At 38.5% G+C, this 26,541-nt stretch carries 24 protein-coding genes; 20 read left to right on the top strand and 4 right to left on the bottom strand.

The genetic code is table 11. From position 1 onward, the window contains the following. The first annotated feature begins 14 nt into the window (after positions 1-14). The 3 genes from ACFSTH_RS10900 to ACFSTH_RS10910 all read left to right on the top strand — a co-directional run bounded on the left by ACFSTH_RS10900 (position 15) and on the right by ACFSTH_RS10910 (position 2,692). Entirely contained in the window at positions 15-524 is a 510-nt protein-coding gene (locus tag ACFSTH_RS10900; RefSeq protein WP_377771178.1) for a HugZ family pyridoxamine 5'-phosphate oxidase, read from the top strand. A 9-nt stretch (positions 525-533) separates the two neighbouring features. Continuing rightward, positions 534-986 carry a DinB family protein gene (locus ACFSTH_RS10905; protein WP_377771372.1) on the top strand — a complete coding sequence of 151 codons (453 nt, stop codon included), beginning with the start codon at positions 534-536 and terminating at the stop codon, positions 984-986. Between the two features lie 260 nt (positions 987-1,246). Then, the gene (locus ACFSTH_RS10910; RefSeq protein ID WP_377771180.1) at positions 1,247-2,692 is read left to right on the top strand and encodes a nicotinate phosphoribosyltransferase; all 1,446 of its coding nucleotides are present in this window, start codon (positions 1,247-1,249) and stop codon (positions 2,690-2,692) included. Between the two features lie 96 nt (positions 2,693-2,788). On the opposite strand, the gene ACFSTH_RS10915 is transcribed toward ACFSTH_RS10910, so the two are convergent. Further along, positions 2,789-3,694, bottom strand: coding sequence for a helix-turn-helix transcriptional regulator (locus tag ACFSTH_RS10915; RefSeq protein ID WP_377771182.1), 906 nt, complete (start codon positions 3,692-3,694; stop codon positions 2,789-2,791). A 179-nt stretch (positions 3,695-3,873) separates the two neighbouring features. Between ACFSTH_RS10915 and ACFSTH_RS10920 the strand changes: the two genes are divergently transcribed. The 9 genes from ACFSTH_RS10920 to gatB all read left to right on the top strand — a co-directional run bounded on the left by ACFSTH_RS10920 (position 3,874) and on the right by gatB (position 13,102). Further along, entirely contained in the window at positions 3,874-4,722 is an 849-nt protein-coding gene (locus tag ACFSTH_RS10920; protein ID WP_377771184.1) for a sugar phosphate isomerase/epimerase family protein, read from the top strand. A 20-nt stretch (positions 4,723-4,742) separates the two neighbouring features. Continuing rightward, a complete protein-coding gene (locus ACFSTH_RS10925) occupies positions 4,743-5,756 on the top strand; it encodes a Gfo/Idh/MocA family protein (protein WP_377771186.1) in 1,014 nt (337 codons plus the stop codon). Positions 5,757-5,955: 199 nt separating this feature from the next. Beyond that, a complete protein-coding gene (locus ACFSTH_RS10930; protein ID WP_377771188.1) occupies positions 5,956-6,984 on the top strand; it encodes a Gfo/Idh/MocA family protein in 1,029 nt (342 codons plus the stop codon). A gap of 93 nt (positions 6,985-7,077) precedes the next feature. Beyond that, on the top strand, positions 7,078-8,157 hold the full coding sequence (locus ACFSTH_RS10935; protein ID WP_377771190.1) for a Gfo/Idh/MocA family protein: 1,080 nt from the start codon (positions 7,078-7,080) through the stop codon (positions 8,155-8,157). A gap of 200 nt (positions 8,158-8,357) precedes the next feature. Next, on the top strand, positions 8,358-9,104 hold the full coding sequence (locus ACFSTH_RS10940; RefSeq protein WP_377771192.1) for a GTP pyrophosphokinase: 747 nt from the start codon (positions 8,358-8,360) through the stop codon (positions 9,102-9,104). Positions 9,105-9,208: 104 nt separating this feature from the next. Then, the gene (locus ACFSTH_RS10945; protein ID WP_377771374.1) at positions 9,209-9,589 is read left to right on the top strand and encodes an ATPase; all 381 of its coding nucleotides are present in this window, start codon (positions 9,209-9,211) and stop codon (positions 9,587-9,589) included. A 218-nt stretch (positions 9,590-9,807) separates the two neighbouring features. Further along, a complete protein-coding gene (gene gatC / locus ACFSTH_RS10950) occupies positions 9,808-10,095 on the top strand; it encodes an Asp-tRNA(Asn)/Glu-tRNA(Gln) amidotransferase subunit GatC (protein ID WP_377771194.1) in 288 nt (95 codons plus the stop codon). Positions 10,096-10,129: 34 nt separating this feature from the next. Further along, positions 10,130-11,584 carry an Asp-tRNA(Asn)/Glu-tRNA(Gln) amidotransferase subunit GatA gene (gene gatA / locus ACFSTH_RS10955; RefSeq protein ID WP_377771196.1) on the top strand — a complete coding sequence of 485 codons (1,455 nt, stop codon included), beginning with the start codon at positions 10,130-10,132 and terminating at the stop codon, positions 11,582-11,584. A gap of 78 nt (positions 11,585-11,662) precedes the next feature. Next, a complete protein-coding gene (gatB, locus tag ACFSTH_RS10960; protein ID WP_377771198.1) occupies positions 11,663-13,102 on the top strand; it encodes an Asp-tRNA(Asn)/Glu-tRNA(Gln) amidotransferase subunit GatB in 1,440 nt (479 codons plus the stop codon). A 535-nt stretch (positions 13,103-13,637) separates the two neighbouring features. Here gatB and ACFSTH_RS10965 read toward each other — a convergent pair. Next, a complete protein-coding gene (locus ACFSTH_RS10965; protein ID WP_377771200.1) occupies positions 13,638-14,387 on the bottom strand; it encodes a helix-turn-helix transcriptional regulator in 750 nt (249 codons plus the stop codon). 384 nt (positions 14,388-14,771) lie between these two features. Between ACFSTH_RS10965 and perR the strand changes: the two genes are divergently transcribed. Together perR and ACFSTH_RS10975 are read left to right on the top strand one after the other, a co-directional pair. After that, the gene (gene perR, locus ACFSTH_RS10970) at positions 14,772-15,206 is read left to right on the top strand and encodes a peroxide-responsive transcriptional repressor PerR (protein ID WP_377771209.1); all 435 of its coding nucleotides are present in this window, start codon (positions 14,772-14,774) and stop codon (positions 15,204-15,206) included. A gap of 179 nt (positions 15,207-15,385) precedes the next feature. After that, the gene (locus ACFSTH_RS10975) at positions 15,386-17,128 is read left to right on the top strand and encodes a glycosyl hydrolase family 18 protein (protein ID WP_377771376.1); all 1,743 of its coding nucleotides are present in this window, start codon (positions 15,386-15,388) and stop codon (positions 17,126-17,128) included. Between the two features lie 122 nt (positions 17,129-17,250). On the opposite strand, the gene ACFSTH_RS10980 is transcribed toward ACFSTH_RS10975, so the two are convergent. After that, complete coding sequence (locus tag ACFSTH_RS10980) at positions 17,251-17,634, bottom strand: YgzB family protein (protein ID WP_377771211.1); 384 nt, start codon at positions 17,632-17,634, stop codon at positions 17,251-17,253. 171 nt (positions 17,635-17,805) lie between these two features. On the opposite strand from ACFSTH_RS10980, the gene ACFSTH_RS10985 reads away from it, so the two are divergent. Further along, entirely contained in the window at positions 17,806-18,687 is an 882-nt protein-coding gene (locus ACFSTH_RS10985) for a nucleotidyltransferase-like protein (protein ID WP_377771213.1), read from the top strand. A 155-nt stretch (positions 18,688-18,842) separates the two neighbouring features. Here ACFSTH_RS10985 and ACFSTH_RS10990 read toward each other — a convergent pair whose 3' ends face one another. Beyond that, positions 18,843-19,736, bottom strand: a complete 894-nt coding sequence (locus ACFSTH_RS10990) for a multicopper oxidase family protein (protein ID WP_377771215.1) — start codon at positions 19,734-19,736, stop codon at positions 18,843-18,845. 374 nt (positions 19,737-20,110) lie between these two features. Between ACFSTH_RS10990 and ACFSTH_RS10995 the strand changes: the two genes are divergently transcribed. The 5 genes from ACFSTH_RS10995 to ACFSTH_RS11015 all read left to right on the top strand — a co-directional run bounded on the left by ACFSTH_RS10995 (position 20,111) and on the right by ACFSTH_RS11015 (position 26,400). Continuing rightward, complete coding sequence (locus tag ACFSTH_RS10995) at positions 20,111-21,730, top strand: glycoside hydrolase family 13 protein (protein WP_377771217.1); 1,620 nt, start codon at positions 20,111-20,113, stop codon at positions 21,728-21,730. Positions 21,731-21,749: 19 nt separating this feature from the next. Beyond that, a complete protein-coding gene (locus ACFSTH_RS11000; protein ID WP_377771219.1) occupies positions 21,750-23,477 on the top strand; it encodes a sugar ABC transporter substrate-binding protein in 1,728 nt (575 codons plus the stop codon). Then, entirely contained in the window at positions 23,477-24,397 is a 921-nt protein-coding gene (locus ACFSTH_RS11005; protein WP_377771221.1) for an ABC transporter permease, read from the top strand. Before ACFSTH_RS11000 ends, ACFSTH_RS11005 begins: the two co-directional genes overlap by 1 nt. Positions 24,398-24,412: 15 nt before the next feature. Further along, complete coding sequence (locus ACFSTH_RS11010) at positions 24,413-25,306, top strand: carbohydrate ABC transporter permease (RefSeq protein WP_377771223.1); 894 nt, start codon at positions 24,413-24,415, stop codon at positions 25,304-25,306. Positions 25,307-25,383: 77 nt separating this feature from the next. Continuing rightward, positions 25,384-26,400, top strand: coding sequence for a LacI family DNA-binding transcriptional regulator (locus ACFSTH_RS11015; protein WP_377771225.1), 1,017 nt, complete (start codon positions 25,384-25,386; stop codon positions 26,398-26,400). Positions 26,401-26,541: the final 141 nt, after the last annotated feature.

Consider the following 26,541-nt stretch of genomic DNA (forward strand, 5'->3'; position numbering starts at 1 on the left):
AGGGGGAACAGGGAATGAAAAAGCCAGTAGATATTGAGAAGCACCGTCAAAATTATAATGAATTTGTACAATCGCGTGAGCAAGTGATCCTTTCGATGATTGATGAGGAGGGAAAACCTTTTACAAGCATCGCACCGTTTGTTCGGAAAGATGGAAAGTTTTATATTTATATTAGTCAAATTGCTGATCACTATCAGTTGATGGAAAGCAATGAATATGTCGATGTATTTTTGCACGGAGATCAGTCAGAGACAACGAATAAATTTGCAGTGGAACGTGCGCGCTGGTGCTGTACTGCTGAAAATATAGGTAATGATGGGCATGAAGATTTATTTGCATTATTTAGTGGTGCTTTTGGAGAGAATATAGTGAAGTTGTTGCGTGGACTGGATTTCTCAATATTTGAGTTAACACCGTTAAAAGGTCGATATGTTGCAGGTTTTGGACTTGCTTTTGATTTAGACGTTGAGGGTTTTCACCATGTAGTTATCGACAAAAAGAAAGATGATAAAGGAGGCGAATAAGCTTTGAGTATGGAAACGGTATTGCCAGTATGGCAAACGATTCAGCAACGCTTTTATAAGCTAGTATCGGGTATTCCTCAAAGTGATTTGGAGCTTGGGTTGGATTCGGTCACCATTGTATCGTTAATTCGTCATACCGCAGAAGCGGAATTTATTTTTATGGAATGGTTTTTTGGGCAACCAACGCCAGAGCATGTGAAAGAGCGGATGAGTAGAAAGCAAAGTGAAGTTAGTGAAAGTGTAGAAAGCGTGGAGCAATTGTTAGAGCTGTTGCAATTATCCAATGAAAACATCATGTCGGCGATGCGTAACTTACCGGAGGATGCGTGGCATAAGCCAGTAGAATCTCCAATGGGAGCATCTACACCTTTGGAAGCGATCGGTAGATTGATGTATCACGCAGGTATTCATGCTGGTCAAATTTCACTTATTCAAAAAGTAGAACGCAGCAATCAAAAGTAAGGAGAAAAACATTCTCTAAGCGATTTTTCAGTCGAATAGTAGAATGTTTTTTTGTTATAAAAATAGTGCTTTGATCAAAAAAAACAGCAGTGGTAAGTTGCTATAAACGAAAAGTTAGTACATACTACTTATAGATAAAAGCCGGAAATAACGGAAGTGGCGTAGCATCATTCCATCAACAAGGTCACGATTGGGCGTTGCAGCATTTTACGAATACACTAAGAGCGACTGTCATAAAAGCATAAGAAGGAATGGGGAAAATGGACACAAATTTGACTTTGCATACGGATAAATATCAAATGAATATGATGTATGCTCATTGGAAGCAAGGGACGCTGTATCATAAAGCGGTATTCGAAATATTTTTTCGGAAATTACCTTTTGGCAATGGTTTTGCGGTGTTTGCAGGGCTAGAGCGAGCAGTACATTATTTGCAAAATTTACAGTTTACGCAAGTGGAGCTTAACTATTTGCGCCAGCAAGAAGAACAATATGATGAAGCCTTTTTGCAGTTGCTAGAACAGTTTCGTTTTACAGGGAACGTTCATGCGGTAGCGGAAGGATCGTTAGTATTTGCTGGGGCTCCTTTGCTACGTGTGGAAGCAACGATGTTTGAAGCACATTTGATCGAAACGGCACTACTTAATTTTATTAATTTCCAAACGTTAATTGCAACAAAAGCTGCAAGAGTGAAGCAAGCGGCTGGAGAAGATCAGTTGTTGGAATTCGGTACACGTCGTGCGCAAGAGACGGATGCCGCCTTGTGGGGTGCACGCGCTGCCTATATTAGTGGATTTCATGCGACATCGAATATGCGAGCGGGGATGCTCTTTGGCATACCAGTTCAAGGGACACATGCCCATGCTTGGGTGCAAGCACATGATAGTGAAGCGGAAGCATTCGCTCGTTATGCCGAAACGTTTCCAAACTATGTGACGTTATTGGTGGATACGTATGATACGTTGCAAAGTGGCGTACCAGAAGCGATTAAAGTTGGGCAAGCGTTAGCAGCGCAAGGAAAACGAATGCGAGCGATTCGATTAGATAGTGGCGACTTGGCGTATTTATCGAAGCGAGCACGTCAAATGTTGGACGAGGCTGGGCTGGACTATGTGAAAATTGTTGCATCGAACGATTTGGACGAACATATTATTACAGAATTGAAAAGCCAAGGTGCGCAAATCGATTCCTGGGGTGTTGGTACACAGCTAATTACAGCAGCGGATCAACCATCGTTAGGTGGCGTATATAAATTAGCTGCTCGCGAAGTGCCTGGTCGGGAAGGATATGTTCCGGTTATTAAAATTTCTGGCAATCCAGAAAAGTTAACGACTCCTGGTGTTAAGCAAGTGTATCGTTTAATTAACAAAACGACAGGTAAAGCAGAAGCAGATTATATTGCATTAGATGATGAATCTGATGTGCAGCAAGGTAGCAAAGTGAAATTATTTGATCCCATTCATCCTTATATTTATAAGTACTTGGACAACTATGAAGCTAGCCCGCTGTTACAGCCTGTTATTGTAGCCGGTGAGCTAGTGATGGAGCTACCAACTTTGCAGCAAATACGAGCGTTTCATGAAGAGCAGAAGGCGATGTTTTGGCCAGAGTATTTGCGTAAATTAAATCCTGAAAAGTATCGGGTAAGTTTAAGTGTGAAGCTATGGGAGTTAAGACAAAGACTAATTACTGAAAATAGTAAATAAAGCAAGCTCAAGAAGCCTAAGTGATCTACGGACAATAAAGCGAAAATATCGCCCATTAGTCGTATCGTTCACTAGGCTTCTTTTCATTTCAAAAAGCTACAGTATTTGTGATAACTTTCGATAATCAGTAGGAGATATTCCTTCGTGTTGGCGAAACGAACGACTAAAGTAATGTAGGCTAGCAAATCCTACTTGCTGGCTTATTTTTTCAATGGGTAAGGCGGTTTCTCTTAGTAAACGACGAGCTTCCCGATGACGTATCGTACGAATATAAGTGTTGGGTGCCATGCCAGTTAAATGCTTGAAGAGGCGGGCAGTATGATCGATGCTCAAACTCATCGCTTTGGCGATGGAGTGGTTCGTCCAAGCATCACTAGGCTGTTGTTCGATTTGTTTAATGATTTGGAGCATGCGCTGATCGTGATGTGAAGTGTGCTGCACTGATTTACTTAGTGTAAGTCTAAGTAGATAGGCTAGTATTTGCATCATTAATGATCGACAGACTAGTTCATAGCCAGGTAGGCGCATCGAAAATTCAGATTCTAATTGCTCCATTAATTGCACACAGGCAAGTGGCGGCGTATAGATTAATTGACTCGTTAACGGCGGAAATTGGTCTGAAACAGCTTCTACAGCAAATCCGTGTATATTTACTTGCTCTTCGTTTACGATCATATCCGCTTCAGTGTGGATGTCTAGTTCATGAAAAAAATCAAAATGAATACCTAAAAAACGATTGCCATCCGTTGCAACTGCCGCATTCTGGTGTTTTACTCCCGCTGGTAAAAATAGCAATTGACCTGCTTGAATAGCATGGTCTCGTCCCCAGATCGTCGTCACAGCTTCTCCTTGGTATACATAAAGCAATTCAAAATCGTACAGTCTGCGTGGTGGTAAACGTTGCGGCATTAAAAATTGAAAGCTGGCGTAATGTACATTAGGTATCCAATCTCGAAAGGGGACGACTTTCTGCATTGGATATTGTAATTCCTCATTTAGCATCGGTATGTCTCCTTTGACGTAAGTAAGAATTTTCAACGGAATAGTGCAAATAATATCTTTAATCACTATATAAATCTCAAAAAAAATCAAGTAGTATTAATATTATGACAGATGGTAAATAGAAAGACAATATGACGGAATAAGACAAAAATCTTGTTTGTTCAAAGGAGCGAATGACGATGAAAAAAGGTATTAATATTTGGTCATTTCAAGATGGTAAGTCGATTAAAGATTGTATTACGGTAGCAAAAGATGCTGGCTTCGATGGGATTGAACTTGCACTGAATGAAACTGGTGAATTAAGTTTAGAAGCAACTGATGCAGAAATTAACGAGATTAAAGCTCGTTTGGAAGATGCTGATTTAGAATTAGCTGGTCTAGCTACTGGACTTTATTGGGATTATCCGATGACGAGCGACGATGAAAATAAACGTAACAAAGGGATAGATATTTGTAAAAAACAAATAGAAATTGCTGGTGCGCTTGGCGTAGATGCAATATTGGTGATTCCTGGAGCTGTGGGAGTAGACTTTATCCCTGGAGCAGAAGTTATTAATTATGAAGTAGCTTATGAACGAGCTTCCGAAGCGATAGAGAGCTTAGTACCATATGCAGAAAGCGCCGGAGTAGCGATTGCTATTGAAAACGTCTGGAATAAGTTTTTGTTATCGCCGTTAGAGATGCGTCAGTTTATCGATCAGTTTAAATCTGATTTTGTAGGATCATATTTTGATGTTGGTAACGTCACGTTTAGTGGTTATCCAGAACATTGGATTGAAGTGCTCGGTAGTAGAATTAAGCGCGTACATTTTAAAGACTACCGTCGAACAGCAGGCGGATTGCATGGATTTGTCGATTTGTTAGCAGGTGATGTTGATTATCCATTGGTCGCACAAACGTTGCAAAAGGTTGGTTATAACAATTATGTTACTGCCGAAATGATTCCAAACTATACGCACTACACGGATCAAATGATATACAATACTTCTGGTGCGATGGACGCTATATTAGGGCGCGTAAAGCGATAAAATAAGGAGGGAATAATAAGATGCTAAAAATTGGATTAGTCGGTTTTGGATTTATGGGCCGTATGCACTTTGACAATTATGTTCGTCTCCAACAAGAAGGTGTTCCAATAGAATTGGTCGCTATATGCGATATAAGAATTGAAGAACTAAAGAACGGATCGACGTGGGGCAATATTGCCACAGAGCAATCTGTCTATGATCTAACCCCTTACCGGTTGTATGATAATATCGATGATATGCTAGCGAACGAAGAACTTGATATTGTCGATTTGGCATTGCCAACACCGATTCATGCGGATTATTCCTGTCGGTTATTAGAAGAAGGTAAACATGTATTTTGTGAAAAGCCAATTGCGCTTACTTCTGCGGAAGGTTATCGGATGGCAGAAACGGCTCGCCTTACAGGTAACAAATTAATGATCGGGCAATGTTTGCGGTTTTGGCCAGCATATGAATTGTTGAAGGAATGTGTCGAGGACAAACGTTTTGGCGAAGTTGTTTCGGGGAACTTCTTTCGTGGCGGTGCATCTCCACAGGGATGGTTTATGGATGGAGAGCAAAGTGGCGGCTGTATGGTAGATATGCATGTTCACGATACGGATGTTATTCACTGGTTGTTTGGTCCACCGACACATGTATCTACACTTGCTCGTAACAATGTTCCAAAAAGCGCTTATGATACAGTATCTACAAATTATGCCTATCCAGATGGAAAAGTGATTAATGCGCAAGCAGATTGGACATTGCAAGGCGATTTTGGATTTTCGATGACTTATCGTGTCAATTTTGAGAAGGGCAACCTAGTGTTCAATGGCGATACAGTGAAAGTTAATCCAGAAGATGCTGCCGGATTTGTAGCAGACTTGCCAGATGACAGAGGTTATTATCGAGAGCTACGCTATTTTGTAGAGTCAATTATTAACGATACAGAAATTACTATATGTACACCAGAAAGTGCGGCTAAATCGTTAGAAATTATCGAAGCTGAAATAAAGTCAGCTGACAATAAAGGAATGTTGCAACCGATAGCTTAATGTCATCATTACTATAGTTACGATATATAATAGAAGGAAAGAGAATTTAGTGAAGCTTTTTGCTCAAGTTTAAAGCAAAAAGCTTCTTTGTCCTAGAGTAGGAAAAAATATGTATAAAACGTAGGAATAGCAGTGCAACATTTCGCAACTCGGTATATAATAAGGAGGAAGTAAATAGATTATAGTTGGGGGTGGGACGGTGAAGGTCTGGAATTTTGCTATTATCGGCTGTGGATCAATCGCAGACTTTCATGCGGAGGCGATTTCGCAGTTAAGTAATGCTAGGTTAGTAGCAGTGTCTAGTCGAAGTGAACAGAAGGCAGCAGCGTTTGCAAGTAAAGTAAATAGTGAGTGGACGAGCGATTATAATGAGCTGTTACAACGAGCAGATATTGATATTGTCTGTATTACGACTTCCAGTGGTAGTCATGCTACGATAGGACTTGCTGCAATTGCTGCTGGTAAGCATGTTGTGATCGAAAAGCCACTAGCGATGAGAACAACTGATGGAGCAGAGCTAGTACGTGCCGCTCGTGCTGCTAATGTGAAACTATCCGTCATTTCACAGCGTCGGTTTGAACCGCAACACCAATTAGTAAAACAAATGTTAACTTCAGGCGCACTTGGGAAATTATTATTAGTGGAAGCTTCCTTACCATTTTATCGTTCGCAGGATTATTATGATAGCGCTTCATGGCGAGGTACGATTGCGGAAGATGGCGGAGCTTTGATGAATCAAGGTATTCATAGTGTAGATTTATTATTGTGGTTTGCTGGATCAGTACAATCGGTAATGGGAGAAATCGCTACTCAAACGCATCAGATGGAAGCGGAAGATATGGGGCTTGCTATCGTTAAATTTGAAGGTGGAACGCTTGGTACGATTATGGCTTCTACTAGTATACAACCTGGTTTTCAAGCGACGATGCATCTGTATGGATCGCTTGGTACGATTAAGCTCGAAGGATCATCTATTACGTACTGGCATGTGCGAGGGCATGAACAGCCGCAAGCGGAACAAGAGAAAAGCTATGGCGGTGTATCTGATCCACGCAATTTAGTAGCTGATTATCACCGTATCCAATTTGCAGATGTTATTAGTGCCATTGAGCAGGATGTTACTCCGCTTGTTTCGGGGGCAGACGGTGTAAGAGCAGTGGAGCTTGTGGAGTCGATATATGCAAGTTCAGTAACTGGCAAGCGAATCGATACATTTGTTGAGCTATAAAGAAATGTATCGTTTGCGTTTAATAACAACGTTGGCAGTAAACGAAGGAAATAATTATAACGATAAACCAATGTCGAGGAAGAAGGTATTCGGATGTCTCAAAAAATAATCAAAGTTGGCATTATTGGGCAAGGACGCAGTGGACGAAACATTCACGGAAATATGCTTGTCTCTTTACCGAATCAATATAAAATTGTTGCAATTGCCGACTCCATGGCTGATCGACAAGCACAAGCAATGAAAGAATACGGATGTAGAGCTTACGATACGTATACGCAGATGGTGGAAGAAGAGCAATTAGATTTAATTGTTAACGCATCACCAAGTCATTTACATTTTCCAATTACATTAGAATTGCTAAATAAAGGGCTTCACGTTTTATGTGAAAAGCCGCTTGCCAAAACAGCAGCAGAAGTGGATCAATTAATAGAAGCATCGCAACAAAACAATGCGTTACTAGCTGTTTTTCAACAATCTCGTTATCAGCATGCTTTCGTTCAGTTGCGTGAAGTAATTGCTTCTGGTGTACTGGGAAGAATTGTTCAGGTTGATTTTTCGCTCAACGGGTTTGCTAGAAGATGGGATTGGCAAACGCTGCAAAGTAATAACGGTGGAACATTGATGAATACAGGACCTCATCCGCTTGATCAAGCGCTACAATTATACGGTAGTGAAGAAATGCCGGATATTACATGTATGATGGATACGGTAAACACGTTTGGTGATGCAGAAGATTATGTGAAATTATTGATGCGCAAACCAGGACAACCAACAATAGATCTGGAAATATCTTCTTGTAGTGCTTATCCGCACGAATTGTTTAATGTCCAAGGCTCTAATGGCGGGTTGCGTGGTACAAGCGACAAGCTGACTTGGCGTTATTTTAAGCCGGAAGAAGCGCCAGAGCAAGTGTTAGTAGCGGAACCGCTAGTTAATGCTGCTGGTGAACCTGCATATTGTAGAGAAGAGCTGGTATGGCATACGGAGGAATGGACGATAGATCCAGATGTGGGGAAAGATCCGTTTAATCATATGGTGAAAACTTTCTATCAGATGTTACACCGTCATATGGTGGATGGAGCGGAATTAGAAATTACTGCCAAACAAGTTCATCTACAGATGCAAGTAATGGAAGAATGTCGTCGTCAAAATGCTCATATTTATAAAGATTAAACATAAAAAGTATTATAATTGTAAGTATCTAATAATAAATTTGCTATTCAGCCCTTTTCCTCATGGAAAACTGGGCTTTTTAGCATTATCTTCATATATTCCTTCTTCAAATTTGCAATAGCTTGTTTAACATAATATCATATAACTGTACGTCCCAATCACAGAAGCAATTGAACGTATAACAGGTGAGGAGATTAAGTATGAAAAATGGCTATCCAATCGCTCAGTTTAAAAAGCTGAAAGATGAAGTGACTCGGTTCATGATGATGTATCAGTTTGCATTGCAAGAACTTGAGACTAAGGTGGAAATTCTGAAAGAAGAATTTCATTTGTTACATGACTATAATCCCATTGAACATACAAAATCACGAGTGAAGTCGATCGAGAGTATAATAAATAAGATGCAGCGAAAAGCTGTTCCTTTTTCCTTAACAAGTATTAAAGAACACTTGTATGATATTGCTGGAATGAGAATAACTTGCTCATTTATTTCTGATATTTATCGTGTATGTGATATGCTAAGTAAGCAATCGGATTTAAAGGTAATAGAAATAAAAGATTACATCAAAGATCCGAAGCCTAACGGGTACCGTAGTTTGCATATGATCGTAGAAATACCGGTATTTATGTCTAATGGTGTAGAGTATGTTCGGGTAGAAGTTCAGGTTCGTACGATAGCGATGGATTTCTGGGCTAGTTTGGAGCATAAAATATTTTATAAGTACAACAAAGATGTACCGGACGAATTGCTGAGTGAACTGAAAGAAGCAGCAGAAAATGCGAATAAGCTCGATAAACAAATGGAAAGACTTAACCGGGACATCGCTGCTATTAAAGAGCAGCAAGAGGATAATGAGGAAGAAGAATTGGCTCGATTATTACTTTCGAACGAACAATTTTTATTGCCGGCTAGTTTGATAGATGTTGGGGAATTTAAGGAGCAGTAATCATTTCTAGCAATCTCCTAAATTGGACAATAGTTTATATTTTTAGTAGGATTAGAAGGATAGTAGATAGCTTGAATCAGCGACAAAGTATGGGGGATGAGACGATGCTAAAATTAGGTGCGAAGGTCGTCATTGTGGCTGACCATTTCGAACAAAATATTCCCATTGGGGAATACGGTTATATTATTGCGTATGATCGCAATACAGACAACGTTTTTGATTATGTAGTCCGAGTACCAAGTGCTAATCGTAATTTTCTCCTTCCAGATATAGACGTGGAAATGGAAGATGAGTTGCTACGAAGAGAAGTAGAGCGAGTAGAAAAGGAATCATTAATTGATTATGCGCTTGCAACCTATAATGAGCAATTATTTCATTCTATTATGCGCAGCGAAGAGGAAGAGGAAGAAGTGGAAACAACAAATGCAGAAGCACTAAGCAATGAAGAATTTATTCGCAGAGTAAATTTGAAAGCTTGGATTTAATTCCGTTGTTTCATTTTTTTTCGATGAATGTGTTATAGTTTTGCACCTAGACGACCAACATACTAACAGGAGCACAGCTAGCTTGAGTTTTGGCTAGTTCTGCTACGGTTAGTATGTTTTTTTGTATACAGCTCGTTTTGCGTGGAGCAATACATTGCTGTAAACGGCTTGTATACGTTATAATAATATGCATGACTTTTATAGAGGAGAGTATGGGAATGAGCATAACAGTGAACGATGTAGAGCACGTTGCTAGCCTTGCACGCCTTAGATTAACGGAGGAAGAAAAGCAGCTATATACGGAACAGCTTAATACCATTATTAATTATGCTAATAAGCTAAGCAGCTTAGATACGGAAGATGTCGTTCCGACGAGCCATATATTGCCGCTTGTTAATGTAATGCGTGAAGACGAGCGTAAGCCATCCTTACCTATCGAGAAGGTGCTGGCTAATGCCCCGGATGATGAGGACGGACAGTTCAGAGTACCAGCGGTACTAGAATAAATGGCGGGGTTTAATTTGAAAGGAGGAACTTTAGTTGGCACTGCATGAATGGCGTCTACGAGACGTACAAAAACAACTGGAGCAAAAGGAAGTGTCTGTTTCCGAATTGGTAGATCACTCCTTAGCTCGCATTAATCAAACGGATGAGCGAATTAAAGCTTTTATTACGGTAGATGAAGAAGGGGCACGCTCGCAAGCTGCAAAATTAGATGCAGTTGCAGGTCGTGCGACTGATAAACCACTCTTTGGTTTGCCGATTGGATTAAAAGATAATATTGTAACCGAAGGATTGATAACGACTTGTGCGAGTCAGTTTCTACGTAACTATAATCCAATCTATGATTCGACTGTAGCCAGTAAACTGAAGGATGCTGGAACGATTACAATGGGTAAGCTGAACATGGATGAATTTGGTATGGGTGGCTCTAGTGAAAACTCCAGTTTTCATGTGACACGCAATCCATGGAATGAAGCATATGTAGCCGGAGGTTCAAGTAGCGGTTCAGCTGCGGCAGTAGCAGCAGGACAAGTCTATTTTGCGCTAGGAACGGACACAGGCGGCTCTATTCGTCAGCCAGCTGCTTATTGTGGTGTTGTTGGTCTAAAGCCAACCTATGGGCTTGTATCGCGCTTTGGCGTCGTTGCCTTTGCTTCTTCATTCGATCAGGTAGGACCAATTACAAAAAATGTAGAAGATGCAGCATTTGCACTGCAAGCTATTGCGGGATACGACAAAAGTGATACGACTTCTGCGAATGTTACGATTCCAGATTATTCGAAAGCATTGGACGGTAATGTTGCAGGTTTGAAGATCGCTGTTCCTAGAGAATATTTGGGCGAAGGCGTTGACCCACAAGTAAAAGAAGCTATTCAGCAGGCGCTCAAGCAATATGAATCAATGGGTGCAGTAGTAGAGGAAGTATCGATGCCGCATACAGAATATGCGGTTGCTACGTATTATTTACTATCATCTTCTGAAGCTTCATCTAACTTGGCTCGTTTTGACGGTGTACGTTATGGTGTACGTGCGGAAAATCCAGATAATTTATTGGATCTGTACTTGAAATCACGGAGTGAAGGTTTCGGACCAGAAGTAAAACGAAGAATTATGCTTGGTACATATGCGCTTAGCTCCGGATATTACGATGCATATTACTTGAAAGCTCAAAAAGTGCGTACACTGATTAAACAAGATTTTGATCAAATATTTGAAAAATATGATGTAGTAATCGGACCGACAGTACCTAAACCAGCGTTTAAAGTTGGCGATTATCAAGGTGATCCGTTAACGATGTATATGAATGATATTTGTACGATACCGGCCAGCCTTTCTGGTGTTCCTGCCATAAGTATCCCTTGTGGAATGGTCGATGGATTACCGATTGGTATGCAAATTATTGGTAAAGCATTCGATGAGTCGACAGTATTAAAAGTAGCACATGCTTTTGAAGCTCAAACGAATTATCACCAGCTACGACCAGAGCTATAATAAATGCTTCTTTTCCTGAAAAGATAATTAGTGGAGAAGCGGAACGAATGATTATGGAGGAAGAAAGGAACGATTGGAATGTCTGAACCGAACAAATACGAAACGGTCATCGGGCTGGAGGTACACGTTGAACTGCATACCGAAAGTAAAATTTTTTGTGGCTGTTCGACTTCATTCGGTGCGCCACCGAATAGTCACACTTGTCCGATCTGCTTAGGTCATCCAGGTGTACTTCCTGTACTTAACTATCAAGCGGTAGAGTATGCGATTAAAGCTGCTATGGCTATTAATTGTGAAATTGCCGATATAAGTAAATTTGATCGTAAAAATTATTATTACCCTGATTCGCCAAAAGCGTATCAAATATCGCAGTTTGATCAACCGATTGGCGAGCATGGGTATGTCGATATCGAAGTAAATGGCAAAACAAAGCGCATTGGGATTACCCGACTGCATTTGGAAGAAGATGCGGGGAAATTGACACACGTGGATGGCGGTTACGCTTCGCTCGTCGATTTTAACCGTGTAGGAACACCGCTTGTAGAAATAGTAACGGAGCCGGACATTCGAACGCCAGAAGAAGCAAAAGCATTTTTGGAAAAGCTACGTGCGATTATGCTATATTGTGATGTTTCTGATGTGAAAATGGAAGAAGGCAGTATGCGCTGTGATGCTAACGTTAGTTTGCGTCCATACGGGCAAGAAAAGCTAGGAACACGGGCGGAACTGAAAAATATGAATTCTTATCGTGGTGTACAGCGTGGGCTGGAATACGAAGAGATTAGACAAGCAGACTTGTTGGATCGCGGCGAAGAAATTGTGCAAGAAACACGTCGTTACGATGATGCATTAGGCAAAACATTTTCGATGCGTGGCAAAGAAGAAGCACATGATTATCGTTATTTTCCAGATCCAGATTTAGTAAAGGTAACGATAAGCGAACAATGGAAACAACAAATTGCTGCTACTATTCCAGAACTGCCAGATGCTCGTAAAGCTCGTTATATTGCAGAATATAGCCTGCCATCTTACGATGCTGAAGTAATTACAGCGACGCGTCAATTGGCTGACTTCTTTGAAGAAAGTATGAATTATACAAAAGACGCGAAATCGGTGTCGAACTGGATAATGGGTGACTTGCTAGGCTACTTGAATGCTAACAATTTGGAGCTAGAGCAAGTGAAAATTACAGGTCAAGGTTTAGGGGAAATGATTCTTCTATTAGAAAAAGGAACGATTAGTGGAAAAATTGCCAAAACGGTGTTTAAAACTATGCTGGAGACTGGAAAATTGCCACAACAAATAGTAGAAGAACAAGGGTTAGTCCAAATTAGTGATGAAGGTGCATTGCTTGCTATCGTCGATACTATTATTGCTGCTAATCCACAATCAGTGGAAGATTATAAAGCAGGAAAAGATAAAGCGATTGGCTTCCTCGTAGGACAAATTATGAAGGAAACAAAAGGGAAAGCAAACCCAGCACTAGTAAACAAATTATTGTTGGAACGACTCGCTTAATTGGGAGTAAGTAAATAGTAAATAGGGGCTATCCAATTAGTCTTCAAAATAAAAAAGTTGAGTGGGAAAAGGTAATGTTTTCCGCTCAACTTTTTTTTAATGCTACGTGGACCTTGTTCAATCGTCACTGCGTGGTAATTATTACATGTAAAACCTTTAAAGTCCTAAATTTTTATTATACTCCATACAATGACATCCTGTTCAGTCAAAATTGTAAATTTCATATGATAAATCGTACAAAGCTTGTATTCCAAACGTCAGTCGATGACCGTTTATACGATTTATCGTACAAAGCTTGTATTTCAAGGGTCTGCTCGTGACCGTTTATACGATTTATCGTACAAAGTTTGCATTTCAAAAGTGTGCTTGTGACCGTTTATACGATTTATCGTACAAAGCTTGCATTTTAAGGGTCTGCTCGTGACCATTTATACGATTTATCATACAAATAATCTGTCGGTGCTTTATCTGCACAATCTCTTATATGTTGTTTCAACAATCCCACCCATATAACCTTAGATTATATAGTAGTCCTCTATTTATGTTGTTGAATGAATTCTCGTGGGCTTAATTGGGTATGTTTTTTGAAAAAACGAGAAAATGAAAATAAATCAGCAAAGCCTAACTGAATGGCAATCGTCGAAATGCTAAACTCTGTGTAGCGCAGCAATTGTTTAATATGCTGTATACGTAGTTGATCAATGTGATGTTTCATACTGTAGCCACTTATTTGTTTGAATTTGACTGATAAATGACTGCGTGTATAGCCAAAATGTTCAGCAATTTCTTGTACTGTTAATGGTTGGGCAGCTTTGGAAGTAATAAATGTAGTAATTTCGTCAAAGAAAGCTTGTTCTGCATTGCGATTCGTATGAAGTAATTCTGTATGAACGTATTCAAACAATGCTTCTAGTATACCTGCGGTAAAGGCACGTTCATAGGGAGACACATCTACTCGTTCGACAACGGTTTGAAAAGCAGTAATTAATTTGGCAGTAGTATCATTTCGGGTAATAACGCCGCTCCAATGCGGGCGATCATGCCAATCTCTTTCAAATTTTAAGGTTATCCACTTCACGTCTGGGCAATGATAAACAAAATTATGTTTCACGTAAGGTGGTAATAATAACATATCTCCAGGATATAGCGTATAATTGTTTTGTTCCACATTGCTTTGCACAGAACCATCTATAATAATTTCAAGTTGCCAATGACTATGGTGGTGTAATGCTACCGTTTTATTTATATATTGACCAAAAAATATAGAAAGTATGTGGTTATTCATCTGTACTCTCCTCGAATAACAATCAGTTTAACAAACATAATGATCAGCAGTTAATTATTTTAGCTATGTGTAAGCGTTATGAAATTTGTTATTGGGTTGGATTATCGGTGATGTTATTAGTATAGCAACAACTGAAATTGTAAGCTACCATCATAGTTAAAACGTCTATCGCTAGTTTAATTATGTATAAAGCGATAGATATTCTTTCGTATGTTTCTGTTTATAATGGAATATAATATTGATATTTCCGCTAATTAATGCGATAAAAAGCATTGCAAATAACTGCATTTTGTGAGGAAGCTTTTGCTATTGGATTGACAAAGTGTAAACGATACACGTATTATAGTATTAATAATAATAATTACAAAGAAGGACGTGAGGGGAATGGGCCTTAGTGTGAAGATGGCATTAGAGCAGCTGAAGATGACTGGTGTCCGAATGACCCCACAGCGTCACGCTATTTTAAGCTATCTGATGGACTCTAAGTCACATCCAACAGCGGATGAGATATATAAGGCGCTCTCACCAGATTATCCAAGTATGAGCGTAGCTACTATTTATAACAACTTAAGATTGTTCGTAGAAGCTGGTTTAGTGCGTGAGCTGACTTATGGGGATGATTCTAGTCGATTTGATGCTGATCTAACGGATCATTACCATGCCATTTGTAAATCGTGTGGAGACATCGTTGACTTCGGATATCCACCATTATTAGAAGTAGAACGAGTAGCATCGAAAGAAACTGGTTTCGTTGTACAAGGTCATCGCATGGAGATTTATGGTATATGTACTAGCTGTAACACAGTGAAAGCAGAATAAATCTCATTAATATTAAAAATTGGAAAAACGTGAAGAACGACCTATGTAGATGGTTATCGTAGGCTGATCTTTACGTTTTTTAATTATTCCTAATAATTTCTTAAACTTTTCCTTATGTATTATCGTTATAATAGAGAGAAGAAGTGAGCAACAAAAAGGAGAGTGAGTTTGTGGAAACGATGCATACCCGAGCGAATTTACCGCAGAGATATGGGAAGCGGAAATCTAGAAAGACAAAGAGATGGTTTGTCATACTACTCGGGGTGATTTTAATATTGGTAGGAAAGTATATTTATGATCACTATATTCCTAGTTTTCAGCAAGTCCAGCCTAAGTATTCATCTGATTTTCCTATTACAATGAATGGTAAGGAAGCACCATTTAAAGCATTAATAGATGAAGATCAAGTAAAACTACCGCTACCTTTATTGCAGCAATGGTTGGAAGAGGATCAACATATTCATTATGAACAAGATAATGGAGCACTGGTATTAACGACTTCATCATCTGTACTTCGGATGGTTGTAGATGAAAAAGTGGGACAACTTCAATTGGCTCCATATCAATTAGATTCGGCTGCTGTAGAAGTAGATGGTGTCGTTTATTTACCTTTGCAGCCATTAGAAAAATTATATGGAATACAAGTAGAATATAATGCAGAAAGTGGAGTAACTACTTTATTTCATGCTGGACAAACGCTACAATCTGCAGAAGTAACAAAAGAAAAGGGCGTAGTGATGCGAATAGAACCGCATATTAAAGCGCCTTACTTGGCAAAAGTGGTCCAGCATGAAGTAGTTCGAGTATGGGAAGAAGAAGCTGGTTGGTTCAAAGTACAAAATAAACTGGGACATTATGGTTATGTGAAAAAAACTGGCGTACAATTAACAACGACGGAGCAGATTCCCACATTGGAGAAGAAAGAAGCTTTTGTTGCTTGGAAAAAGCCAAACAGTAAGATCAATCTCGTGTGGGAAGCAGTATACGGCAGACGCCCAGATCCTGCTACCATTGGTTCGATGCCGGGAGTTAATGTAATAAGTCCTACTTGGTTTGAACTAGCTGATAGCAAAGGTAACATTAATGAAAAAGCAGATACGGCGTTTGTTACCTGGGCGAATAAGCGAGATTATGAAGTATGGGCACTATTTAGCAATGCTTTTGAACCAGAACAAACGACAACAGTATTAGCAAATGTAGACAGTCGATTTACGATGATTAAGCAATTGCTTGCTTTGGCAGATAAGTATAAATTACAAGGGATTAATGTCGATTTTGAAAATGTATATACCAAAGATAAAGAAAATTTTGTGCAATTTATCCGGGAGATGACTCCATTTCTTCATGAGCAAGGGTTAGTCGTTTCCGTTGATGTTACTCCAAAATCTAATAGTGAAATGTGGTCGGCTTTTATCGATCGTGAAGCACTAGGCAAAATCGTCGATTATATGATGGTAATGGCGTATGACGAGCATTGGGCAGCTAGCCCGAAAGCGGGATCGGTTGCTTCATTACCTTGGACAGAGCATGCGATTACGAAAATATTAGAGGAAGACAACGTGCCATCTGAAAAATTAATATTAAGTATGCCGCTATATACGCGAATTTGGACAGAAAAAAAGTTGGAAGATGGGACTATTAAGGTTTCGTCAAAAGCAGTGGGCATGGAGCGGGTGAAAAATATTATAAAAGAAAAGAAATTGACTCCAAAGCTGGACGAACAGGCGGGACAACATTATGTTGAATATGTGGAAGAAGGCAATCGACAGCGGATATGGATAGAAGATGAGTTATCTATTACGAAACGAATTTCATTAGTACACAAGTATAAATTGGCTGGAGTAGCATCATGGCAACGAGCTTTTGAAACGGCTACTATATGGCCAGTTATTGAAAAACAATTACAACAAACGAAGCAATAATAATATTGTGAATAGAAAAATACCGTAACAATGTAGTAGGCGAGTAGATACCAAAGGTGCCAGTAAGCATACATTGTTACGGTATTTTACGTTTGTATGTTTAAGTGTTTATGCGTTGTATACTAATTCGTTGGTGATGGAGCGGGATGACTTTCTTCTTCTTGAGCGAATTCAGTAGCATCGTTCGGATCAAGTGTTAGCATCGTTTTGCAGAACATACAGCGGTCTGTTTTGCCAAGCATTTTCGTTTGTTTGTTGCATTCCGGACATTGGAGCGCAGTCGCACTAGTAGACATCATACCAGCCCAAAAGTAAATGACAACACTAGCAAGTAGGACAATCATTCCTAATACAAGGAATATAGCAGATACTATTCTCCCTGCCTCTCCCCAAAATACAATTCCAGCTGTCCCCAAAATCATAACTAACATGCCCAGCATCGTAGAAACGAGTCCCCATAAACGGAATTCGTTAATTTTTGCCGATTTAAAAAAGAACTTTTTCATAACGTCAAACCTTTCATCACAAATTTAATCGAATATTATTGATAATATTATGTAGATTTAGCAGGAATAATTGTATAACTTGTCGAAAAACAAAGAGACTGAGTTTTCGAAGAAGCTTTAGAATACCATTATAGCGCAATCATGATTGATTAGCTATACGGAGGAAATTTTGTGGATGCTATAAAAATGCATTTATTCCATACCTATCGTCAAAAATCTCATGTAAGTTCTATTGTAGTTGTCGCTGGACCAATAATGTCGATGCCGCTTGTTGAAGGGACAAAAGCACTTGCTATTATTGTTATGCAACAACAAGTAGAAGATATTTTATTTGAGTATGTAGAAATTGACAATGAACGGATTGTAGTGCAGTTAATATCCAAGGAAAGGCTATCCAAATATCTACAAAACAATAATCAATGGAACAACAGTATATTGGAATGGCTACTACGAGGAGAGATATTGTTGGATACGGATCAGTTTTGGGCGAATACGCGAAAACAAGTATTATCATTTCCAGAAGAACTACGTGATCAAAAACGATTTCAAGAATTTGTTTTATTTTTACAATGCTATGTCCAGGCAAAACAGTTTTTTCATGAAGGACATGTTCTCGATGCTTATAGTAAAGTGTTGCTAGCACTACATCATTGGGCGCACATTGTTTTGATAGAAGAAGGAATTAGACCAGAGCTAGCAGTATGGAAACAGTTAAAACATGTACATCCTGGAGTATATAAACTGTATGAGGAACTATCTGCCAGCCCAGAATCGATGGAGCAACGAGTGCAACTTGTATTGCTTGCTTGCGAATTTACGGCGATTAACAAATTAAAAGGATGCTGTACTCACTTATTCAAGATTATGAAGGAAAGTGACCTTCCATGGAGTATATCCCAATTACAGCAGCATCCAAGCATGGCGGTATTGCAATTAGATTTAGCTATGGTATTTCAAAAATTAGTGCAACGAGCTTATGTAGAAGAAGTGGCAATACTTTCAGATCTAAATGTAGAGTGGATGGAAATACGTTATAAGCTTGTTGTGGAATGAATGAGAGAATAAGTATCAATCAATCAATAAATAAATAAATAAATGAGCTGCACCAATAGGACTGTCCAGAAATATAGTGAAAACTAACTTCTGGCTGTCCTATTTTTAATTACAACATTTCTTATATTACTATGAAACAAAGATCAGCAAAAGATTTATTCATACACGACAGCGGTTGTCATGCCCCCTAACGGTAAGGTCATATTATTGCTAACATGATGTGGAAAATGGCAATGTAATGGCCAGCGACCTGGATTATTGGCGATAAATTCAATATCTCTTGTTGTGCCTGAAGAGACGAGTATAGTATTCATTTTGCGTTGATTAGCTGGCGGTACAGCATTGCCGTCCAAAGCCGTTTCGTAAAATTGATGACCATGAAAGTGAATCGGATGGTTCATCATGCCAATATTGCCGAAGCGCAGTCTAACACGCTCTCCTTCTTTGACGGGGAGTAATGATGTATATGGAAAGGAGCGACCATTAATCATGAAAAAATTGCTACTATGCGCAAAAGGATCGATATTAAAAATCCCTTGTTTAACAACACCTTGCTCCAAGCCTACCAAATGATGGGCACTAAGCATAAGGTAGTAGTCTCTATCGATATGCGGTGTACTAGCTTCGGGATCAAGTATAATAAATCCGCCTTCTAATCCTAACATATCTTGTAAAACCGTATAGTAATGAGCATGGTACATGTGAGTTCCTGGTGGGTTGGTTATTTCAAAGTGATAATCAAAATAAGTACCAGGATCGATTTTTGGAGATGGTTCAATTTCTGGTACACCATCCATAACATTTGGAACATTTAATCCGTGCCAATGTACGCTGGTTGGTTGTGGTAGTTTGTTGTACACTCTAATGCAGACATAATCACCCGGATAAACACAGATTGTCGGCCCAGGTGTTATTCCGTTATATCCCCAAGCGTTGATAAAAACACCAGGCAGTATTTCCGTTTGCACCTCTTCAGCAATCAACTCGAAATATTTCACGCCGTTTTGAATAGTAAATGGTAAGTTTGGGATGTTGGGAGTAATAACCATATAAATCCTCCTTCCTGAACATTCTTAATAGTATATGAGTAAATGTAAAAAAACAGATCTTATTTCAGAATATTGTAGCAAGAAATTTGTCTATTTCTAGAACATATAATTTGCGGATTTGACTCTCCAATATGAAGATGGTATATTACAAAATAAACAGATTAAAACTACTACCATTAACGCAAACGTTTGCCTAGATTTTCTATTTATTAGTGGTGAACAAAGATGCGTTTTCATTTTAAGTTCAATGCAAACGTTTAAGTAGACAGTATTTATTTGATAAATAGTATTTTATCTTCAATACTTAGTAAAATTTACTTAAACGTTTGCGTTAATGTGAAGAGAAATGGTAAGTTTTTGGAGGGTTGCTAAAAGTGAAATGGTGGCAGACAGCAGTTGTGTATCAGATTTATCCAAGAAGTTTTCAAGATAGCAATGGCGATGGTATTGGTGATTTACAAGGAATTATTAGTAGATTGGATTATCTCGAACAATTAGGAATTAACGCTATTTGGTTAAGTCCGGTTTATCAATCTCCGAATGACGATAATGGCTATGACATTAGTGACTACGAAGCTATTATGGAAGAATTCGGAACGATGGCTGATATGGACCAACTTATTCAAGAAGCGGACAAACGTCATATTAAAATAGTAATGGACCTAGTAGTCAATCATACGTCGGATGAACATCGGTGGTTTATTGAAGCTCGCAAAGGAAAAGACAATCCATATCGTGATTATTATGTTTGGCGTGATCCAGTTGCTGGAGATGTTCCTAATGGGCTGCGTTCTACGTTTAGTGGTTCAGCTTGGGAGTTTGATGAGGAAAGCGGTCAATATTATTTACATTTGTTTAGTAAAAAACAACCAGATCTTAATTGGGAAAATGAACAAGTAAGGCAAGAAGTTTGGAAGATGATGAATTTTTGGTTGGAAAAAGGAATAGGAGGGTTCAGACTCGATGTTATCGATTTAGTGGGTAAGCTGCCTGATCAGAGCATCACTGGAAACGGTCCCAAATTACATGAATATTTGCAAGAGATGAACCGCAATACATTTGGTAATTACGATGTGATGACGGTAGGAGAAACATGGGGAGCTACTCCAGAAATTGCAAAGTTATACTCCGATCCGAAACGCGATGAACTATCGATGGTTTTTCAATTTGAGCATATTGGTTTGGATCAGCAACCTGGAAAAGACAAATGGGATTTGCAGCCACTACAAGTAAATGAATTGAAGCAAGTGTTAGCAAAGTGGCAAACTTCTTTAGGCAATGAAGGTTGGAACAGTTTATTTTGGAATAACCATGACTTGCCAAGGATTGTATCCCGTTGGGGGAACGATCAGCAGTACCATGTAGAAAGTGCCAAGATGTTTGCTATACTATTGCATTTAATGAAAGGGACTCCGTATATTTATCAAGGGGAAGAGATTGGTATGACTAATCGTCCGATTAATGATATTTCGGAAGTTGCTGATATAGAGAGTATTAATATGTATGCAGAGCGACTCGCTGCTGGATATCAAAAAGAAGAAATAATAGCATTTATTAATGCCAAAGGTAGAGATAATGCGAGAACTCCTATGCAATGGGATGAAACAGAAAATGCTGGCTTTACTACAGGAAAGCCTTGGCTATATGTCAATGACAATTATAAAAAAATTAACGTATCTCAAAATTTAACTGACAATAATTCCATTTTTAACTGTTATAAAACGTTAATACAGCTTAGAAAAGATAACCCGATCGTTGTATGGGGGGAATTTGAGCTAGTAACCGATGTACCTGAGCCAATATTTGCTTATTTGCGACATCACGAAGGGATAAGCTGGCTAGTTGTCGCTAATTTTGGTGAAGTAGAACAGCAATTGAATGTATCTAATTACACAACCTATACTAAATTATTAATTAGCAATTACAGTAAAATACAAACGAACTTATCAGAATTAATATTACAACCTTATGAAACATTTGCTGTACAACTATAGATAACTGGGGGAAATGAAGATGATTAAATATGGTGGTAAAAAAAGATTTACAGTGTTGACGTTGCTTTTAGTCATGACATTATTGGTTGCAGCTTGTAGTGGTGGAGGTAATTCGGGTAACAGCAATAAAAATGCTAGTGGCAATACGGCGAATAACAATGGTGGTAGTGGAGTATCGAATGATCCTTATGGTAAATACGAGGAAGAAATTACAGTAGAGATGGGTCGTACTACAGCTAAAAACCCAAAACTACCAAAAGGTGATACGTATGAAAACAATGCCTATACACGATATGTCAAAGATGAACTTAACGTAGTGGTCAAAAACGCCTTCGAAAGTAACGGTGATGATTATAATCGTCAAGTTGCGCTTGCTATCGCTTCAGGAGAACTGCCAGATATGATGCGTGTTGACACAAAACAAGAACTGAAAGAACTGGTTGATAATGATCTAATAGCGGATTTGACAGATGTATATGATAAATTTGCTACACCACACATTAAATCAATCTATAATTCATATGACGGTCGAGCGCTGGAAAATGCGACGATAGATGGACGATTAATGGCACTGCCTACAACAGCAGTTGATGCAGCACCAACTATGGTTTGGCTGAGACAAGATTGGATTGATGATTTAGGTTTAACAGTGGATGAAGATAAGGATAAAGTGATAAGCGTACAAGAAATAGAAAATTTAGCGAAACAATTTATTGAAAATGACCCAGGGAAATCTGGAAATAATATTGGAATACCTTTTGTGAATACTTTAAATGCAACAGATTATGGTGCATCTGCATTTACAATGTCTGGAGTTGCTAGTGTATTTAATGCATTTCCACAATATTGGATAGAAGAAGAGGGTAAAGTAGTTTACGGTTCTACGACAGAGACAACGAAACAATCATTGGAACTGATGGCAGATTGGTTTAAAAAAGGAATTGTTGATCCGCAATTTGGAACAAGAACTTGGGACGATATTATGGCACTAGTAGTGAATAACCAAACAGGTATTGTATTTGGTCCATGGCATATGCCTGATTGGGGTTTAATGACTGTCAAACAATCTGATCCGAAAACGAATTTTGTTGCTTATACTCTAGGGGACGAAAATGGTAAAGTAAATGTTATTCATGCTAATCCAAGTTCGCAATTTATGGTTGTGAAGAAAGATTACAAACATCCAGAGATTGCAGTTAAAATATTAAATTTATTTTTTGATAAAATTGTAAATGACAAAAATCTTGCGGAAAACGCACCTGAAGTTGCTAAATACCAGGAAGATGCGGTAGATAACTCAGCACGACCTATCAATATTGAAGTTCATTCTGCTACGTCATTACTTGAAGACTATTCTGATATTTCTCGTGCTATTACAGACGAAATTAAGTTGGAAGAAGTTCGTACTGCAGAATCTCGTTATAATGTATTGTCTATAAAAAGTTATTTAGAAGAGCAAGATGGATCGAATGTGACAGGTTGGGCTAGATATGCATCACGAATGGAAGGTATTGGATTGATTCATACCGTAACAGAAAACAACCAATTCCATTGGACAACGCCTGTATTCTCAGATACAACTATGACTATGCAACAAGCATGGGCTAACTTGCAAAAGATGGAACAAGAAACATTTATGAAAATAGTGACCGGTGTAAGTCCGATAAGCGAATTTGATAAATTTGTAGAAGATTGGCATAAACAAGGTGGAACACAAATATTGAAAGAAATTGAAGCGGAGAGATAATGATGAGTTCCGAATCAGTTAGTAGAAAAAAAGTGAGAAGCCGCTTTGGATGGCCATTCCATGTTATGATTATACCAGGTATTATCTTTCTTGTTATTTTTAGTTATGTACCGATGGCAGGTATAATTATGGCCTTCCAAGATTTTGTGCCCGCAAAGGGAATATTCGGTTCTAATTTTGTAGGGTTTAAGCACTTCATTTATATGTTTCAGTTGCCTGATATATGGAATATTATAAGGAATACGGTCGTTATTGCATTGGGCAAAATTATTTTGGGTACTTTAGCCGCTATTATTTTTTCGATTTTATTAAATGAAATTCGTCTAAAAACATTGAAGAAAAGTGTTCAGACTATAGTTTATTTGCCACACTTTTTGTCATGGGTTGTACTAGCAGCTGTCGTCGTTAATATGTTTAGCTTGGATGGAACAGTGAATCAAATTTTAGCTTATTTTGGCGTAGATGCAGTTAACTTTCTTGGAAGTAATACGTGGTTTCAGCCATTGTTGATCGGAACGGATGTATGGAAGGAATTTGGCTACACTTCGATCGTTTACTTAGCAGCAATTACGAGTGTTGATCCTGGGTTGCATGAAGCTGCAAGTATAGATGGTGCAGGTTGGTGGAAACGAATATGGAATGTTACCTTGCCTGGTATATTGCCTATTATTTTACTAATGGGTGTCATGAACATGGCGAATGTGCTGAATGCTGGATTTGATCAAGTATATAATTTGTACAATCCGATGGTATATGCAACTGGTGATATATTAGATACTTACGTCTATCGTATGGGACTAGTTGGTCGTCAATATAGTTTTGGTACAGCAGTAGGTTTGTTTAAATCTGTTATTGGTATTGTCTTGCTACTTTCTGCTAACAAACTAGCACAAAAATATACAGATCGTAAAATATTCTAAGGAGGCGCAATTACGTTGAAACAGTTTACTGGATTTAAAGGGCGTACAGGTCTTGCCCTTATCTATACTATCATTGTACTGCTGGCGTTAATTTGTTTACTTCCTCTATGGAATATTGTAGCGATTTCGTTTAGTAGTAACCAAGCCGTAACAGCGAACGCTGTTGGATTATGGCCTGTTGACTTTACAACAGCGCCTTATCAAAAAATAATGGCGGATACTCAGTTTTGGCGCTCATTTGGGCTATCGGTACTACGTGTTGGTTTAACATTGGTACTTAATATGTTCGTCATTATTTTAATGGCATATCCGTTATCTAAATCGAAAAAGCAGTTTAAAGGTAGAAATTTCTATATGAATTTGTTGATTTTTGCTATGTTATTCAATGGCGGAATGATTCCAACGTATCTTGTTGTTAAAAATTTAGATTTGCTTAATACAGTATGGGCGCTTGTATTGCCGGCTGCTGTTCCTATCTTTAGTATTATATTGGTGATGAATTTTTTTGCTGGTGTACCTAAAGCGTTAGAAGAAGCAGCCGTAATAGATGGTGCTAATCAGTTTACGGTATTGTTACGTATTTTTATTCCTGTATCTTTACCTTCGTTAGCTACGGTTGCCCTATTTAGTATTGTTGGTAGTTGGAATGACTTTTTTAATGGACTTATCTATATGACGAAAGTTAGTGAATATCCACTGATGACTTATATTCAAACACTAAGTGTAGATATCGCTGATATTATTAAATCAGGTGGTAATGCGCAAGATTTGGCTAACGCAACAGAAGTATCTAATCGTAACCTGAACGCTGCGAAAATTGTTGTAGCTGTTATACCATTATTACTGATTTATCCAGCGTTGCAAAAGTATTTTATAACAGGGATTGTTGTAGGTTCTGTCAAAGAATAGTAGAAATTATATTGATTATTGAGCTATAGAATGATATATTAGCTTCTAATCAAACGTTTGCGTGAGGTGTTAAAGAAATGAATATAACGATTAAAGACATAGCACGCGTAACCAATGTATCGCCTGCAACTGTTTCTCGAGTACTTAACAATGTAGGCGGATATAATGAAGCTACACGGAAAAAAGTTCTACAAGCAGCAGCAGAACTTGGGTATCGAAGAAATGAAAGTGCACGTAGCCTTGTGAAAAATTCTAGTAATTTGATTGGTGTCATTATGCCGCAAGTGTCCACTTTGTTTTATGGTGACATTATGACTGGAATTGAACGAGCTGCTCATCAGAGTGGGTATAGTATTATTATTTCACATTCAGGCAATGTTGGAGATAAAATTCCAGAATGCATTAAACTAATGGCAGAACGAAAAGTGGATGGTTTAATTATCGCTACTGTAGAAATTAATGATGAGCATTTAGCAATGGTGCAGGAGCTTCGCATTCCATACTTGTTATTAGCTACCAGAATGCCTGATCGGAATGTTCCATATTTGAAAGTGAATGATTTTGATGCAGCTTACACAGCAACACATCATTTGATTGAGAATGGACATGAAAAAATAGGATTAGTCGGACTCAGTTTAACAGATAGAGTAGCGGGAACAACGAGATTTGAAGGATATAAGCGTGCGCTTGAAGATAATGGATTGAAATTCGATCCTCATCTTGTAAAAGAAGGCGATTATGGATTCTATAGCGGACAAAGAGCGATGCAATCTTATTTGCAAGAAAAAACGGAGTTGACTGCTGTATTTTGTGTTAGTGATGATGTCGCATTAGGAGTAATATCTGTAGCTGCCGATCATGGTATTCAAATTCCTGATGATTTATCAGTAGTTGGATATGATAACACCATTATTGCAGAAATGTCCATTCCACCGCTCACCTCGATTGATCAACCTTTTATGGAGATGGGAGAAGAAGGATGTAGCATGGTCATTGATGCGATTCGCCATAAGCAGAAAATTTATTCGAAGATTATGCCATATACATTAGTAGAACGAAGATCTGTCAAACAAATAACACATAAAATTTTTTGAAAAAAGAAGAACATACGGGCTAACTCAGTGAGATAGCCTAGTATGTTCTTCTTTTGTTACGATACGCTTGCAATAAATATGTCTATTTTATCATATAAAATAACTAACCTCACCTGTTGTTGCTAAAGGTGGATTTGAATA

The organism is Paenibacillus yanchengensis, assembly GCF_042684845.1.
Lineage (GTDB): Bacteria > Bacillota > Bacilli > Paenibacillales > Paenibacillaceae > Pristimantibacillus > Pristimantibacillus yanchengensis.

Excerpts from the sequence above, each read along its gene's own strand:
- ACFSTH_RS10900 (WP_377771178.1), top strand. The coding sequence starts at position 15 with ATGAAAAAGCCAGTAGATATTGAGAAGCACCGTCAAAATTATAATGAA.
- ACFSTH_RS10905 (WP_377771372.1), top strand. The coding sequence starts at position 534 with ATGGAAACGGTATTGCCAGTATGGCAAACGATTCAGCAACGCTTTTAT.
- ACFSTH_RS10910 (WP_377771180.1), top strand. The coding sequence starts at position 1,247 with ATGGACACAAATTTGACTTTGCATACGGATAAATATCAAATGAATATG.
- ACFSTH_RS10915 (WP_377771182.1), bottom strand. The coding sequence starts at position 3,694 with ATGCTAAATGAGGAATTACAATATCCAATGCAGAAAGTCGTCCCCTTT.
- ACFSTH_RS10920 (WP_377771184.1), top strand. The coding sequence starts at position 3,874 with ATGAAAAAAGGTATTAATATTTGGTCATTTCAAGATGGTAAGTCGATT.
- ACFSTH_RS10925 (WP_377771186.1), top strand. The coding sequence starts at position 4,743 with ATGCTAAAAATTGGATTAGTCGGTTTTGGATTTATGGGCCGTATGCAC.
- ACFSTH_RS10935 (WP_377771190.1), top strand. The coding sequence starts at position 7,078 with ATGTCTCAAAAAATAATCAAAGTTGGCATTATTGGGCAAGGACGCAGT.
- ACFSTH_RS10940 (WP_377771192.1), top strand. The coding sequence starts at position 8,358 with ATGAAAAATGGCTATCCAATCGCTCAGTTTAAAAAGCTGAAAGATGAA.
- ACFSTH_RS10945 (WP_377771374.1), top strand. The coding sequence starts at position 9,209 with ATGCTAAAATTAGGTGCGAAGGTCGTCATTGTGGCTGACCATTTCGAA.
- gatC (WP_377771194.1), top strand. The coding sequence starts at position 9,808 with ATGAGCATAACAGTGAACGATGTAGAGCACGTTGCTAGCCTTGCACGC.
- gatB (WP_377771198.1), top strand. The coding sequence starts at position 11,663 with ATGTCTGAACCGAACAAATACGAAACGGTCATCGGGCTGGAGGTACAC.
- ACFSTH_RS10965 (WP_377771200.1), bottom strand. The coding sequence starts at position 14,387 with ATGAATAACCACATACTTTCTATATTTTTTGGTCAATATATAAATAAA.
- perR (WP_377771209.1), top strand. The coding sequence starts at position 14,772 with ATGGGCCTTAGTGTGAAGATGGCATTAGAGCAGCTGAAGATGACTGGT.
- ACFSTH_RS10975 (WP_377771376.1), top strand. The coding sequence starts at position 15,386 with ATGCATACCCGAGCGAATTTACCGCAGAGATATGGGAAGCGGAAATCT.
- ACFSTH_RS10980 (WP_377771211.1), bottom strand. The coding sequence starts at position 17,634 with ATGAAAAAGTTCTTTTTTAAATCGGCAAAAATTAACGAATTCCGTTTA.
- ACFSTH_RS10990 (WP_377771215.1), bottom strand. The coding sequence starts at position 19,736 with ATGGTTATTACTCCCAACATCCCAAACTTACCATTTACTATTCAAAAC.
- ACFSTH_RS11000 (WP_377771219.1), top strand. The coding sequence starts at position 21,750 with ATGATTAAATATGGTGGTAAAAAAAGATTTACAGTGTTGACGTTGCTT.
- ACFSTH_RS11005 (WP_377771221.1), top strand. The coding sequence starts at position 23,477 with ATGATGAGTTCCGAATCAGTTAGTAGAAAAAAAGTGAGAAGCCGCTTT.
- ACFSTH_RS11015 (WP_377771225.1), top strand. The coding sequence starts at position 25,384 with ATGAATATAACGATTAAAGACATAGCACGCGTAACCAATGTATCGCCT.